This is a genomic window from Shinella sp. GW821-FHT10F02 (assembly GCF_058809275.1).
This window is the reverse complement of sequence record NZ_JBXASL010000001.1, coordinates 550,812-565,985: the sequence shown is the minus strand read 5'-3', so window position 1 is coordinate 565,985 and position 15,174 is coordinate 550,812. Positions and strand designations below refer to the sequence as shown.

13 protein-coding genes are annotated in these 15,174 nt (G+C 63.0%); 10 read left to right on the top strand and 3 right to left on the bottom strand.

Features of this window, described 5'->3' with window-relative positions; translation table 11 throughout:
• Positions 1-56: 56 nt before the first annotated feature.
• The gene (locus tag AC1RWL_RS02615; RefSeq protein ID WP_493093391.1) at positions 57-674 is read left to right on the top strand and encodes a TetR/AcrR family transcriptional regulator; all 618 of its coding nucleotides are present in this window, start codon (positions 57-59) and stop codon (positions 672-674) included.
• Positions 675-683: 9 nt separating this feature from the next.
• Here the strand turns inward: AC1RWL_RS02615 and AC1RWL_RS02610 are convergent, their stop codons facing one another.
• Complete coding sequence (locus AC1RWL_RS02610; protein ID WP_493158206.1) at positions 684-1,517, bottom strand: PIG-L deacetylase family protein; 834 nt, start codon at positions 1,515-1,517, stop codon at positions 684-686.
• A gap of 79 nt (positions 1,518-1,596) precedes the next feature.
• Positions 1,597-2,784 carry an ROK family transcriptional regulator gene (locus tag AC1RWL_RS02605; protein WP_493093393.1) on the bottom strand — a complete coding sequence of 396 codons (1,188 nt, stop codon included), beginning with the start codon at positions 2,782-2,784 and terminating at the stop codon, positions 1,597-1,599.
• Positions 2,785-3,125: 341 nt separating this feature from the next.
• On the opposite strand from AC1RWL_RS02605, the gene AC1RWL_RS02600 reads away from it, so the two are divergent.
• The 8 genes from AC1RWL_RS02600 (at position 3,126) to ggt (ending at position 13,194) form a co-directional block, all read left to right on the top strand.
• Positions 3,126-4,703 (top strand): ABC transporter substrate-binding protein, encoded by a 1,578-nt coding sequence (locus AC1RWL_RS02600; protein ID WP_493093394.1) that lies wholly within the window; start codon positions 3,126-3,128, stop codon positions 4,701-4,703.
• 74 nt (positions 4,704-4,777) lie between these two features.
• Positions 4,778-5,767, top strand: a complete 990-nt coding sequence (locus AC1RWL_RS02595) for an ABC transporter permease (protein ID WP_256115129.1) — start codon at positions 4,778-4,780, stop codon at positions 5,765-5,767.
• Positions 5,757-6,704 carry an ABC transporter permease gene (locus tag AC1RWL_RS02590; protein ID WP_435264474.1) on the top strand — a complete coding sequence of 316 codons (948 nt, stop codon included), beginning with the start codon at positions 5,757-5,759 and terminating at the stop codon, positions 6,702-6,704. The genes AC1RWL_RS02595 and AC1RWL_RS02590 overlap by 11 nt, the downstream gene beginning before the upstream one ends.
• Positions 6,705-6,711: 7 nt before the next feature.
• Complete coding sequence (locus AC1RWL_RS02585) at positions 6,712-7,902, top strand: amidohydrolase family protein (protein ID WP_493093395.1); 1,191 nt, start codon at positions 6,712-6,714, stop codon at positions 7,900-7,902.
• Between the two features lie 35 nt (positions 7,903-7,937).
• Positions 7,938-8,942: an ABC transporter ATP-binding protein gene (locus AC1RWL_RS02580; protein ID WP_493093396.1), complete on the top strand. Its 1,005-nt coding sequence runs from the start codon at positions 7,938-7,940 to the stop codon at positions 8,940-8,942.
• Positions 8,935-9,906 (top strand): ABC transporter ATP-binding protein, encoded by a 972-nt coding sequence (locus AC1RWL_RS02575; RefSeq protein ID WP_256115133.1) that lies wholly within the window; start codon positions 8,935-8,937, stop codon positions 9,904-9,906. The genes AC1RWL_RS02580 and AC1RWL_RS02575 overlap by 8 nt, the downstream gene beginning before the upstream one ends.
• A 21-nt stretch (positions 9,907-9,927) precedes the next feature.
• Entirely contained in the window at positions 9,928-11,424 is a 1,497-nt protein-coding gene (locus tag AC1RWL_RS02570) for an amidohydrolase family protein (RefSeq protein ID WP_493093397.1), read from the top strand.
• Positions 11,425-11,589: 165 nt separating this feature from the next.
• Positions 11,590-13,194, top strand: a complete 1,605-nt coding sequence (ggt, locus tag AC1RWL_RS02565) for a gamma-glutamyltransferase (protein WP_493093398.1) — start codon at positions 11,590-11,592, stop codon at positions 13,192-13,194.
• A 63-nt stretch (positions 13,195-13,257) separates the two neighbouring features.
• On the opposite strand, the gene AC1RWL_RS02560 is transcribed toward ggt, so the two are convergent.
• Positions 13,258-13,965: a fumarylacetoacetate hydrolase family protein gene (locus AC1RWL_RS02560; RefSeq protein ID WP_493093399.1), complete on the bottom strand. Its 708-nt coding sequence runs from the start codon at positions 13,963-13,965 to the stop codon at positions 13,258-13,260.
• A 126-nt stretch (positions 13,966-14,091) separates the two neighbouring features.
• On the opposite strand from AC1RWL_RS02560, the gene AC1RWL_RS02555 reads away from it, so the two are divergent.
• Positions 14,092-15,126: an ABC transporter substrate-binding protein gene (locus tag AC1RWL_RS02555; protein ID WP_493093400.1), complete on the top strand. Its 1,035-nt coding sequence runs from the start codon at positions 14,092-14,094 to the stop codon at positions 15,124-15,126.
• Positions 15,127-15,174 lie beyond the last annotated feature (48 nt).

The following is a 15,174-nucleotide window of genomic DNA, read 5'->3' as shown; positions in this document are numbered from 1 at the left end:
GGAACCATGATCCGAATATATGGAACGACGTTCCGTTTAACAAGTGGGAAACTGTGATGGACGACAATCCCGAGATCGCGAACACATCCGGGGATGATAACGGCGCCGACCGCAAGCATCTGCGCGCCGACGCGCGGCGCAATATCGACGACCTTCTCGTTGCGGCCATGGCGGTCTTCTCGAAGTCCGGCGTCGATGCGCCGGTCCGGGAAATCGCGAAGGAAGCCGGTGTGGGCGTCGGCACGCTCTACCGCCATTTTCCGCAGCGCTCCGATCTCATCAAGGAGGTGTTCCGGCGCGAGATCGACGCCTGCGCCGATGCGGCCGCAGCGCTTTCGCAGGACAATGCGCCCTTCGAGGCGCTGGCCAAATGGATGAACCGTTACGTCGCGTTCATCGCAGCCAAGCGGGGTCTCGCCGCAGCGCTGCATTCCGGCGACCCTGCCTATGAAGCCCTTCCCGCCTATTTCGAGAAAAAGCTGCGCCCGGCCCTGCAGGGGCTTCTCGACACGGCGGTCGAGGCAGGCGAGATCAGAGATGGCCTGAAGCCGAACGAGTTGCTGCGCGCGGTCGCAAGCCTTTCCAATCCCGCACCGGACGTCGGCACGGATTTTACCGACAATATGATGCGGCTGATGCTGGACGGCATGCGTCGCGGCGCGGGCGACAAATAGAAGCAGCGCCTATTCCTTGATGGGCGTGCCGGTGCACAGGAGATCATATACGTCCGCGGCCGTCGTCTCGCGCCCGTAGTCGGCCAATTGAAAGCTCTCCGCGAAGCTCGGCGCTTCGGCTTCGCTGTCGAGCGCGGTCAGCGCCTTGAGCATGTCCGGGCTGGCATACATGAACTCCCCCCAGTTTTTCAGGATAAACGCGCGCCGCTCTTCCCAGCTCGATTGAGCAATCGTGTCGTTGCGCATGCCCCGCTCGTAGAGGGCGAATTCGTAGAACTGGCTGGCATGTTCGTCGCACGCCCTCAGTTTCTGGTCGATAAAGGGATCCACCCCGATAACGACATCATGGCGATGGGCTGCGAGAGCCCAGTGGTCGGTGATTTTGAGGCAGATGGGTGGCCTTGCAAGCGCGGGCATGCCGGGCACGACATTGGCATTGGCAAAGAACCCGGCAGCTTCGCGCACCGCCCGCCCGGCCATGCGGTTGTCGGTATGGCCGGGGCAATCGTCATGGAACGTGATGACGATATCGGCCTGCCACCGCCGCACCGATGCGATCAGGGCCTTGCGCAGGGCTGCGTCGGGCATCAGTTCGCCATCGTGGATATTCAGGATTTCGTAGTCCAGCACACCCAGATGGCGTGCCGCCGCATAGGCCTCGTTCGCCCTCCGGCGGCGCAGGGGCTTGCGTGAAACCTGGTGATGTCCGGCGTCGCCATTGGTCAGCGACAGATATTTTACCGCCGCACCGGCGCGCGCCAGCCGGGCCGTCGTGCCGCCGGTATAAAGCTCCGCCTCATCGGGATGCGCGACAACGACGATGACCTTGAGGGGATAAGACATTCTGAAACTCCTGGAAAATGAAGAGCGCAAAGGACCGTTCCCGGTTCGCGCGGGCGATCGCTTGAATGATGAGGGATATTTACGGCTGCCCGCGTGCGGCACTGCCCCCGGCAAAAAGGCGCTCGCGCGCATGGCGCAGCGCCAGCGCGACAGCACCATCGCGCGCGCCGCTCTCCTTGACGGCTGAAGCGACGATCACCGGCAAGGAGACGATCAGCGGACGGAGATTTTCGATGACATGTTCCACCAGCGGCGCCCCGGCCGCCCTGCCCATGACGCCGCCCAGCACCACCATCTGCGGATCGAGAATTCCGATCGCACCGGCAAGGCCCGCCGTTACGCGCTGCGCCAGCTCGGTAAAAAAGCCGGGATGGTCGTGGGCTTTGGCAGCCCTGCGGATGGCGTCGACACAATCCGCGCCCGTCAAGCCGTAGCTCGCGGCCAGTTCCTCGATCGCGGACTGGCTGAGGAGATTCTCAAGCGGCGCGAGGCCATCGGGCTGCGAGCCGTCAGTCCGGTGCGCGACGACGATGCCACCCAGCTCGCCCGCCGCTCCTGTCGTTCCGCGCAGGAGCTTGCCATCGATCACCACGCCCGCCCCGACGCCGTCGCCCATCCAGAACAGGATGAAGGACTGGATGCCCCGCGCCACACCCGAGGACATTTCCTCCAGGGCAGCCAGGTTGACGTCATTTTCGATCAGCACATGGCCATGGCCGATCCACTCGCTGATGGCGTCGGCGATGTGGAAGCTCTCCCAGTTCGGAAGCTGCTGGCCCTTGCGGAGATTGCCGTGTTCGATGTCGACGATGCCCGGCAGGCCCACGACAAACTGGTCGATCGCACCGGGTTGAAAGGCGGCCTGCTGCGTCAGCTCCTCGACGACGTTGAACAGCCGGTGATGCGCATCGTAGCGTTCGTCCGGCTCGCAGGCCCGGTAGGCCGTGGCGATGGTTTTGCCCGTCAAATCGGCCAGCGCGGCATTGATGCCGTGGCGCGTGACATCGATGCCGACGACGAAGCTCGATGTCGGCTCGATCGACCAGAGGCCCGCCTTTGGGCCGGACGTGCCGGCCTTTTCACCATCCCGGTAGATCAGCCCGGCCGCCTCCAGGCGCCGCAGCAATTCGAACATTGCCGGCTTCGAAAGGCCGGTGAAGGCTTCGAGCTCCGTACGGGTCAGGGGACCGGCCGAAAGCAGCCTTTCCAGCACGGCTTTTTCGTTGAGCGTTCGCAACACGCGGGGGCTGCCGGCAAGAACATCCATTTTCACACAAACCGTCTGGTAACTTTCCTAACAGTCTGATACGACTCCCCTTGTGAGGTTGTCAAGGCACCTTCCGGCCCTCGGCGACACGCCCGACCGATACCCATTTTCAAGAAATGACTCCGCTTACGGATGTATAGCGGAGGGTGTATTCGCGCTTTATTTGCAATAATTGCATACAAAAAAATTATACAAAGTAGCGTTGACATTTCATACATTCCTCATGACACTAAATTGTGAACTGGCGCTGAACGCATACGGTAGCCCATTCACTCCGCCATGCGGGCAAACACAAAAACCGGGAACGTCAAGACAGACTAACTGTCAAACAGGAGGTGGGAATGTTGACTATAAAATCAGCAGCGATGGCGCTTGCGCTCACGACAGCGATGGCGGCACCCGCTATCGCCGCCACGATGCGGTGGGCGCCTCAGCGCGACATCGTATCCATGGATCCGTATTCGTACGGGGATACGTTCACGCTCTCCGTTCTGAACCACGTCTATGAAGGCCTCGTGCGCTACGACGCGACGTTGCAGATCGAGCCGGCTTTGGCCGAAAAATGGGAAGTCGTCAGCCCGACGGTCTGGCGGTTTCATCTGCGCAAGGGTGTGAAGTTCCATGATGGCGCGGACTTCACCGCCGACGACGTGCTTGCCTCGCTGAAGCGGGTGAGCGACCAGACGTCGCCCCTTCGCGGAAACCTGCCGGCCTATGTGAGCTCGGAAAAGATCGACGACCATACCGTCGATATCCATGTCACGGAAAACTATCCGCTGCTGCTGAATGACCTCACCAACATCCACATCTTCGACCAGGGCTGGCTGGTGACCAACAAGGCGGAGGCGCCCACCGACGTGGCCAAGGGCGTGGAGGGCTATGCCACCAGCCATGCAAACGGCACCGGCCCGTTCAAGTTCATTTCCCGCAAGCCGGACGTCGAGACCGTCTTCGACGTCAACCCGGATTGGTGGGACAAGCGGCAGCACAATATCGACCGCATCGTCATGACGCCGATCACCTCGCCGGCGACGCGCGTGGCGGCCCTCATCTCGGGCGAGATCGACTTCACGAACCAGGCGCCGCTGCAGGACATTCCCCGCCTGCAGGCATCGTCGAACGTCAAGGTGCTCTCGAACAACGAACTGCGCACGATCTTCCTGGTCATGAACCAGTCTCCCAAGGCGTTCGAATCCGATGTCACGGACAAGAACCCGTTGCAGGACATCAAGGTGCGCCAGGCGCTGTATCACGCGATCGATGCGGACGCGATCCAGAAGGTCGTCATGAGCGGCCTGTCGCGCACCACCGGCTCGCTGGTCGCTCCGGCCATTCCCGGCTACGTGCCCGACCTCGACAAACGCCTGAGCTACGACCCCGACAAGGCCAAGGCGCTGCTCGCGGAAGCCGGCTATCCGAACGGCTTCTCGTTCTCCTTCCTGTGCAGGAACACGGAATTCGTGAACGAGGAGCAGATCTGCCAGGCGGTCTCCGCCATGTGGGCGCGCGTCGGCCTTCGGCCCAACCTCAATGTGGGACCGACGACGATCCAGGATGCCAAGTTCGACACGCTGCAATTCGACGTCGGCACGCTTGGCTGGGCCAATGAACCGATGCTCGACAGCTATTCCATCCTGGTCCAGGTCGTTCATTCCAAGACGGGCAATGCCGGCGTCTTTAACTGGGGCGCATGGAAAGACGCAGAGATCGACGGGCTGATCGACGAGGCCGGCCGCACCATCGACCGCACCGCCCGGCTCGCGCTTCAGTCCAAGGCGCTGCAACGCGCCAACGACCTGTCGATGTTCATTCCCGTTCACCAGCAGCCCATGGCCTGGGCGGTCGGATCGAACGTCAAGGATGTGCTTCAGCTGTCCGACAACAAGGCGCGTCACTGGCTGACCCACATGGCCGAATAGCGCCCTGACCACGCCGCCGCGTGCCGTTGCCCGCGGCGGCGTGGACATCATGCAATTACATCGGGAAATCACGGATGTTGCTTCTCGTCCTAAAGCGACTGGCCAATGCCGTCGTCGTCCTTCTCTTCGTGGCCCTGCTCGCCTTCACGATCTTCAAGTTCCTCGGCGATCCGGTGCAGTTGATGCTGAACCCGCAGGCGACGCAGGAAGAGCGCGATGCGCTCACGCAACGCCTCGGCCTGAACGATCCGGTGCCGGTGCAGTTCGTCAAATTCGTCGCCAATGCCGTTCAGGGCGACTTCGGCATGAGCTACCGAAACCAGCTGCCCGTGATGGGGGTGATTGCGGAGCGCTTCCCCGCGACCTTCGAACTCGTGATGGTCTCCTCCATTGCCGCCCTGCTCATCGGGCTGCCGCTCGGGGTTTTCGCGGCGATCAACGGCGGCTCCTTCATGGTCCGCGTGGCGCATATCATCTCGATGATCGGCGTATCGGTGCCCGCCTTCGTGATCGGCATCCTGCTGATCCTGGCCTTCTCCATCGAGCTTCAGGTCCTGCCCGCTTTCGGGCGCGGCGAGGTGGTCGATCTCGGCTTCTGGACGACGGGGCTGCTGACGAGCAGCGGGCGCTACGCCCTGATCATGCCGGCAATCTCGCTCGCCCTGTTCCAGATCTCCTTCATCATGCGGCTGGTGACGTCGGAAATGCTTGAAGTCCTTCGAACGGATTTCATCCGCTTCGCAAGGGCACGCGGACTGCGGGCACGCGCCATCTATTTCCGCCATGGCCTGCGCAACTGTCTGATGCCCGTGGTCACCATCACGGGCATGCTGATCGGCGACCTGATCGCTTTCGCGCTCGTCACCGAGATCGTCTTCCAGTGGCCGGGAATGGGCTTCCTCTTCGTGCAGTCGGTCCAGTACGTGGATATCCCGGTCATGGCGGCATACCTCATGATCGTCTGCTGCATCTTCATCCTGATCAATCTCATCACCGACCTGATCTATGTCGTTGTCGATCCGCGCATGGGCGCCACGGCGATTGGAGGCAGCAATGTCCGTTGAACCCAAGGTCGAACGCGAGACCCTGCGCGTCCATGTCGCACGGCTGTGGGATTCCGATCTCGCCTGGAATTTTCGCAACAGCCCGTTGGCCGTGGTGTCGGCGACGGTTCTCCTGGTCATCGCCTTCACGTCGATCTTCGCCGGCGTGCTGATGCCGCAGAACCCCTTCGACATCATGCAGCTCTTCCTGGACAAGGCGAACCTTCCGCCCGTCTGGTCGGAAGGCGGGGCGATGCCCTATGTGCTGGGCACCGACATGCAGGGCCGGGACGTTCTTTCGGCCATCGTCTACGGATCGCGCATCTCGCTTGTCATCGGCGTGGCCAGCGTCGCCGTGTCGATGACGATCGGCGTGCTCGTCGGGCTTCTGGCCGGCTATATCGGCGGTGCGCTCGACAATCTTCTGATGCGGCTTGCCGATGCTGTCATGTCGATCCCGACACTGCTTGTCGCCATCCTCGTCAGCGCGATCTTTCGCGGACTGCTGCCGGTCGAATACCGGGATACCTTCGCACCGCTGATCCTCGTGCTCGCCCTGTCGCTCACCAGTTGGGTGGTCTACGCCCGCATGGTGCGCGCGGTGACGATGGTCGAGGCGCGCAAGGAATATGTCATGGCCGCCCGCATCATCAACGTGCCGCGGCGGCGCATCATCCTCAAGCACATCCTGCCGAACGTCATGACGCCGGCCCTGGTCACGGGCACGCTCAACCTCGGGCTGGCGATCCTCGCCGAAGCGACGCTGTCGTTTCTCGGCGTCGGCATGCCCAGCGCACAGCCCTCGCTTGGAACGCTGATACGGCTGGGAAACCAGTATTTCTTCTCGGGCACCTGGTGGATCGTGCTGTTCCCCGCCCTTCAACTGACGCTGATCATCCTCGCCGTCAACCTGCTCGGCGACTGGCTGCGCGACGCCCTCAACCCGAAATTGAAATAGGCTCGATATGTTTGACCTCGTACTTTCTAACGTCCGCGTGGACAAGGTGATCACCGACGTCGGCATCAGCAACGGCCGCATCGCAGCCATCGCGCCGGGCCTCGACCGCACCGGTGCTGCCGTCGAGGACTGCGACCATGCGCTCCTGCTGCCCGGCCTCGTCGAGGCGCATACCCATCTCGACAAGACGCTTCTCGGCATGGACTGGGTGGAAAACAGGCTCGGCCCGGAAATCCGCGAAAAGATCGACAACGAGCGGCAGATGAAGCGGGTCGTCGGGCTCGATACAGCACGGCAGTCCGCGCGCCAGGTGGTCATGTCCATCGCCAAGGGCTCGACGGCAATCCGCAGCCATGTCGATATCGACACCGAAAACGGGCTGGCAGATTTCGAGGGCGTGAGCGCGACGCGCAGCCGATACAGCGATGTCATCGACATCGACATCGTCGCCTTCCCGCAATCGGGCCTCGTGAGCCGCAAGGGCACCGCCGAACTGATGGATGAAGCCCTCAGGCAGGGTGCGGACGTGGTGGGCGGGCTCGATCCGTGCTCGATCGACCACGACCCGAAAGGCCATCTCGACCTGGTCTTCGACCTCGCGGTCAAACATGCAAAGCCCATCGACATCCACCTGCACGAACCGGGCGAACTCGGCATGTTCTCATTCCGGATGATCCTTGAGCGCACGCGGGCGCACGGCCTTTCCGGCAAGGTCACGGTCAGCCACGCTTTCTCGCTCGGTGCAAACGACTATCTCGGCATTTCGCGCCTGCTCGACGAGATCGCAACCGCCGACGTCGCGCTGATGTCGACCGGCCCCTCGATGGTTCCCGTGCCGCCGCTCATCCGGGCGCTGGATGCCGGCATCACGGTTTGTTCGGGCACGGACGGCATGCGCGACCTCTGGGCGCCCTTCGGCAATGCCGACATGCTGGAACGCGCGCAAATCCTCAGCCAGCGCAACAATCTGAGCCAGGACATCGAGATCGAGCGCGCCGTCGATGTGTGCACCTACGGCGGCGCAAAGGTCATGGGACTGGCCGATTACGGCCTCACCGTAGGCGCCTTTGCGGATCTCGTCGTCGTCGCCGGCCGAAACGTCACGGAGGCCGTCGTGACGCTTCCGCCCCGCAAACTGGTGCTGAAGCGCGGTCGCGTGGTGGCGCGTGACGGCAAGGCCCTGGTGGAGGCGCCTTGATGCTTGTGGATCTCGAAAGGCCAGGCGGAAATCCCATGACGAACACACCGACGGACCGACCCGATCCCTCCCCTCTTCTCACCGTGCGCGACCTCAGTATCGACTTCGTCACGCGGCGCGGCAGCGTGCGTGCGCTGGACCGGGTCAGTTTCGACATGGCGCCGGGCGAAATACTCGGCCTGGTCGGAGAATCCGGCGCCGGCAAATCCCTGTCGGGCAATGCCATCATCGGGCTGATCGATCCGCCGGGACGGATCGCCGAGGGCCAGATATCGCTCGATGGCCGGCGCATCGACACGCTTGCGCCGCGTGACATGCGCAAGCTTCGCGGCCGATCGATCGCGGCCATCTTCCAGGATCCACTGACCTCTCTCGATCCGCTCATGCGCATCGGCGACCAGATCGCGGAAACCATCCTCACACATCTGCCGGTGAACCGTCGTCAGGCGCGGCAGCGCGCGCTCGACCTGCTGCGCGCGGTGGGCATTCCGGCACCGGAGCTGCGCATCGATCACTATCCGCACCAGTTTTCGGGCGGCATGCGCCAGCGCGTCGTGATCGCCCTGGCACTCTGCGCCGATCCAAAACTGATCATCGCGGACGAGCCGACGACCGCCCTGGATGTTTCGATCCAGGCCCAGATCATATCCCTGCTCAAGACCATGTGCCGCGAGCACCAGACGGCGATCCTGCTGGTCACGCATGACATGGGCGTCATCGCGGAGGCGGCGGACCGCGTGGCAGTGATGTATGCCGGGCGGCTGGTGGAAATCGGCCCGGTCGAGGAGGTGCTGAGGTCACCCAAGCATGTCTATACCGCCGGATTGATCGGCTCGATCCCCAGCCTCAACCGCCGGCGCGAGCGGCTGGTGCAGATCGATGGCGCCATGCCCCGACCGGGCTCGGTCCCGTCCGGCTGTCCCTTCGCACCCCGCTGCCCGAAACGCATCGACAAATGCGCCGAGCGCCCGGAACTCTTGCCCATCGGCAACAGTCAGGCGGCCTGCTGGCGCGCAGGAGAAGGACATTCCTATGCATGACGACATCGCCCTTAAAGCCTCGGACCTGGCCCTCTGGTTCGATGCCTCGGAGCCATGGCTGGTCCGCATGCTGGGACGAAAGCCCAAGCGCACCCTGAAGGCGGTCGACGGCGTCAGCTTTGCCGTTCCGCGCGGCAGCACGTTCGCGATCGTCGGGGAAAGCGGCTGCGGCAAGTCCACCATCGCGCGCCTTGCGGTCGGGCTTTACACGCCGACCAACGGCAGCCTGACCTATTCCGGCGGCGCAGGCTCGGGCGGCCGCATGCGCGTCCAGATGATCTTCCAGGACCCTTATGCGAGCCTCAACCCGCGCTGGCGGGTCAAGGACATCATCGCCGAGCCCATCCGCGAGCTCGGAATCCGGAAGGGTGCGGCGATAGGAAAACGCGTCGACGAGTTGCTCGGTCTTGTGGGCTTGATGCGCGGCGACGGCGAAAAATATCCGCATGCCTTCTCGGGTGGCCAGCGGCAGCGTATTTCCATCGCAAGAGCGCTTGCGACCGAGCCGGAGTTCCTGGTCTGCGACGAGCCCACCTCGGCGCTCGACGTGTCCGTCCAGGCGCAGATCCTGAACCTGATGAAGGAAATCCAGGGCCAGTTTCACCTCACCTATATGTTCATCAGCCACAATCTTGCGGTGGTGCGGCATGCCTCCGACCATATCGCCGTGATGTATCTCGGCGGCATCGTGGAACAGGCGCCGACCGAACAGCTGTTCCGCAATCCGCGCCATCCCTATACACGGCTGCTGATCGACACGATCCCTGATCTGGAGGCTCCGAATCGGCAGCGCAAACAGCTCGCCGGCGAAGTTCCAAGCCCCCTCGACCCTCCCTCTGGGTGCCGTTTCCACCCGCGCTGCCCGCAGGCCCAGGACATCTGCAAGCGGGTCGCGCCCGCGCTGGAGGAGCAGAACGGCCGCCGGGTGGCCTGCCACTTTCCGCTCCAGCCTGCAACGCCCTGATCTCATTGAAGGAACATGAACATGAATGAGCAGACCGGCCGCACCATGCTTTCGGCACGCTGGATCGTCGGGCACGCCGAGGGTCGCCACACGCTCGTGCATCGCGGCGAGATTGTCTTCGAGCGCGGCCAGGTGATCTTCGTGGGCCATGGTTTTCCCGGCGTGGTGGCGCGCCGCATCGACTATGGCGAGGCGCTGATCGCGCCGGGCATGATCGACCTCGATGCCTTGTCGGATCTCGACACCACGGTTTTTTCCTACGACAACCACCCGGAATGGAAAAAAGGCCGGACCTGGCCGCAAAGCTATATGGACCGCGGCCCCTATGAAATGTATTCGCCCGACGAGCTCGCCTTCCAGAAGCGCTATGCCTTTGCCCGGCTGATCCGCAACGGTATCACCACCGCATTGCCGATCGCCTCGCTCTATTACCGGGAGTGGGGCGAGACCTATGCCGAATTTGCCGCCGCGGCCGTGGCTGCCGAAGACCTTGGCATGCGGGTCTATCTGGGACCGGCCTATCGAACCGGCAACCCGTTCGTTTCCGACAATGGCGCCGTATCCCTGTTCTTCGACGAAGAGCGAGGTCTTCGCGGGCTCGCCGACGCGGTGCGCTTCTGCAAGGATTTCGAGGGCAAGGCCTTCGGCCGTGTTCGAACCATGCTTGCCCCGGATCGTATAGAGACATGCACTGAAACTCTGCTGTCGCAAACGGCTCTGGCGGGCTCAGACCTTGCGGTGCCTGTCCGGCTTCATTGCAACCAGGGCCGCTTCGAGCGGGATACGGTTCGGCACCTGCACGGCAAGACCTCCGTCGAATGGCTGGACAGTCTCGGCTTCCTGAACCGCCGCACGCTTTTGCCGCATGGCACCTATGTCAGCCCATCGCGCAACATGGACGAGGCTGGCAACGATCTCGATATCATCCGGGATCGCGGATCGGTCATCGTGCATTGCCCGCTGGTGGCGGCGCGCCACGGAGACGCGCTCGCGACTTTCTCCAGCTTCCGCGAAAAGGGCATGAGGCTGGCGCTCGGCACCGATACCGCGCCACCGGACATGGTTCTGAACATGCAGGTCGGCATGCTGGTCAACCGCGTGCTCGACCGCAGCGTGACCACGGTACGGTCGGAAGACTATTTCGACGCCGCGACGGTGGGCGGCGCCGACGCACTCGGCCGGCCCGACCTCGGACGGCTGCAACCCGGCGCACGGGCGGATATCGTGGTGTTCGATCTGTCGACCCCCGATGTCGGCCCGGTGATCGACCCGATCCAGACGCTGATGCTCACAGGCAGCGGCCGCGACGTCAGGAGCGTCTTCATCGATGGAAGACCGGTCATGGAGGACCACATCATTCCCGGCGTGGATTTCGACGCCTATGGACGCCAGGCGCAACGGCAGTTCGATGCCATGACCGCCAAATATCCCGACCGCACCGTGCATCACCCGCCCATGTCGGAGATTTTCTCGTCGGCCTACCCTCTTGTTGAATCGCACTCATCCGTTCAAGGGTGATTTTAAAAAATGTATGATTTTGCCATTTATGCAAAAATTCGCTATGATATGTGTTGACGCCACCGGCCCCATCCTTATTTAGTTCACCCTCTCTTTGCGTCATAAAATGCTGCGGGCAGTTGTCATCTGCGACACGGCGGCAGCCACATATCTTGAGGATCTGCCATGATTGGCGACACCATTGTCGAACGCGATTTCATGCGCCCTGGAAAGTCTGTCGCCCTGGCAGGTAGGGCCATGGTCGCGACCTCGCATCCGCAGGCCACCAAGGCGGCGCTACGCATCTTGGAGGCCGGCGGCAATGCGGTGGACGCGGCGATTACAGCGGTTGCGTTGCAGGGCGTCATCGATCCGCACATGACGGGCATCGGCGGCGACTGCTTTGCGCTTTACGCACCGGCCGACAAGACGCCGATCGCCCTCAACGGCTCGGGCCGCGCCCCGGCCGCCGCGACGGTCGAGCGGCTGACCGCCCTCGGCCTCAAGGCGATACCCGATGGCTCGGTTCATGCCGTGACCATCCCCGGTGCCGTCGATGCCTGGAGCCATCTCAGCACGCGCTACGGCAAGCTCGGGCTCGCAGCGATCCTGAAGCCCGCCATCGACGCCGCCTATGAAGGCTTCGTCATCACCCCGCGCGTGGCACACGATTGGGCGCGTTATGCCGACCGGCTGCGCCCCTACCCCGCCTCCGTCGCCCAATACCTGCCGGGCGGCCTGCCACCCGCCGTCGGTGCCCGGCTGGACAATCCGACGCTCGGCGCAACGCTGGAGCACATCGCCCGCGAAGGCCGCGACGCCTTCTACAAGGGCGCGGTCGCCGAAGACATGGTCGCCACGCTGCAAAGCCTCGGCGGCCTGCACACGATCGAGGACTTCGACACCTATTCCGCTTTCGAGACGCAGCCGATCAGCGCTTCCTACCGTGACTACGACCTGCTCGAATGCCCGCCCAACGGTCAGGGCCTTGCAGCCCTGATCATCGCCCGTATTCTGGATGGGTTCGATCTCGGCGATCCGGACCTCGGCGAAGCCGATCGCATTCACCTGTTCACCGAGGCCACCAAGGCGGCCTACCGCCAGCGCGACCTCTATATCGCCGACCCGGACGCGATGCGCCATTCGGTCAACGACCTTCTGGCCGAACCCTTCATTGCCGGCCTGCGCGGCAAGATCGACATGGCGCGCGCCAGCGCTGTGGCGGACTACGACATGCCGGTGCACCGCGATACGGTCTACGTCACCGTCGTCGATGCCGAGGGCAATGCGATCTCGCTGATCAACTCGATCTTCTTCGCCTTCGGCAGCGGCATCTATGCGCCCAAGGCCGGCGTGCTTCTTCAAAACCGCGGCTGCGGCTTCTCGCTCGATCCCGAAAGCCCCAATGCCATCGGCCCGCGCAAGCTGCCGTTCCACACGATCATTCCCGCCATCGTCCTGCGCGACGGGCGGCCCGTCATGTCCTTCGGCGTCATGGGTGGGCAATACCAGGCGGTCGGCCATGTCCATATCCTGTCGCAGATCGTCGATCGCGGCCTCGACGTGCAGATGGCGAGCGACCAGCCGCGCAGCTTCTTCACCGACAGCGCGATCAGCCTGGAGCCGACCATCCCCGCCGAGGTAAAACATGAGCTCGAACGGCGCGGCCACGCCACGCGCTGGGCGGACGAGCCGCTCGGCGGCTGCCAGGCGATCTGGATCGATCGCGAGCGCAACGTGCTGTGGGGCGCATCGGACCATCGCAAGGACGGTATTGCGCTCGGATTGTGAGACAGAAAAGACCCAGGCGACACAATCGCCCGGGTCTTTTCATGATCAGATTTTTCGCCCGTCTCAGACCGGGTCGCTGATGGTGACGGAGAGCGAACCCAGCTTGTCGATGCTGCCGACCAGCACGTCGCCGGGCACGACCGGGCCGACGCCGTTCGGCGTGCCCGTCAGGATGATGTCGCCCGCCTGCAAAGCGAAATAGCGCGACAGGTTCGAAATGATCTCCGGCGTGCGCCAGATCATCAGTCCGAGGTCCGAATCCTGCTTCGCATCGCCATTGACGGTGAGCCGGATCGCGCCCGTATCGACATGGCCGACCTTTTCAACGGGATGGATGGTGCCGACGGGGCAGGAATTGTCGAACGCCTTGCCAAGCTCCCAGGGCTGGTTCGGACGGTCCGACTGTCCGTTGACGCTGCGGCGCGTCATGTCGAGGCCGACGGCATATCCATAGACGTGGTCCAGCGCCTCCTCGACGGGGATGTTGTAGCCGCCCGACTTCATGGCGACGACGAGTTCCAGCTCGTAGTGATAGTTGTCCGTCATCGTCGGATAGGGAAGGATTGCGCCGTCCTGCTCGATGCTGTCGGTCGGCTTCTGGAAGACGATCGGGAAATCCAGCTTCGGATCGCCGCCCATTTCCTCGACATGCGCAACATAGTTGCGGCCGATGCAATAGATGCGGCGAACCGGATAACGCCCCTCGCCACCGGAGACAGGCAATGACGGCCGTTCGCCGAGATCGACCACGAATTTTTCGGCGCTGCTCATATCTGTATGAATCCTCACTTTTACAAAAATAATGTACGATTTCACTTTTTCATACCGAATATGGATTGACGTATCAATGCATATTTCATTACATTTTCCAAAATCATACATTATAAGGAGGTGGACATGATTACGACAACGAGACGCACGGCGCTCTGCGCTGCACTGACAACGGCACTCTGCAGCTTCATCGCCGCAACGCCGCTCCATGCCCAGGAACTCAAGCAGGTGACGGTGGTCCTGCCGCATCCGGGCGCGATCGGGCATTTCCCGATGCACGTGGCGCGGTGCGAGGGCTACTTCGAAAAACAGGGCCTCAACGTCACCGTTCAGGCGGTCGACGGCTCGGGTCAGGTCATTCAGGCCATCGCCGCCGGCCAGGGCGATATCGGCAATCCCGGCCCCGGCCCGCTGCTCTCGGCGCGCGCCCAGGGCGTCGATGTCGTGATGTTCTACAATCACTTCGCCAAGAGCCAGTTCGGCATTCTCGTCGCCCAGGATGCGCCGTTCAAGGAACTGACCGAGCTGAAGGGCAAGGTCATCGGCGTCGGAACGGCCGACGGCGCGGAAGTCTCCTTCGCGCGTTCGATGCTCACGGCCGCCGGCATGACCGAAGGCACGGACTACACCTTCCTGCCGGTCGGCGATTCCGGCCCGGCGGCCGTCGCCTTCCAGCGCGGCGACATTTCGGCCTATGCGGCTGCAACCGCCGACGCCGCCATCCTGCGCACGCGCGGCATGGAAGTGCGCGACTTTACGCCGGAAGCCTTCCAGGGCTTCTTCGGCAATGGCTACATGGCCACCCGCGCCTATATCGACGCCAACCCGGATGTCATCAAGGGCTTCGGCCGGGCGCTGGTGCAGGGCGCGATCTTCGGGTCGGACCCGGCAAACCGCGAGAAGGTGCTCGCCTGCTCGGCAAAGGCGAACCCGCAGGAGGCAGAGGACAGGGTGATGCTCGAAGCGCTGTTCGACAATATCCGGCTGCGCGTCCAGCCGCTGGATCCGTCCAAGGGCTGGGGCTACTATTCACCTGAGGCATGGAAGGCGTGGGAGGACTCGCTCGTCGCCTCCGGCAGCCTGAAGGCCCCGCTTCCCGACCTCGACAAGGCCTATACAAGCGAGTTCGTCAGCTATTGGAACGAAGGCGTCAATCCGTGACGGCATCCTCTGCAAGTGTATTGGGCGATCGCATCAGCGATCGCCCTC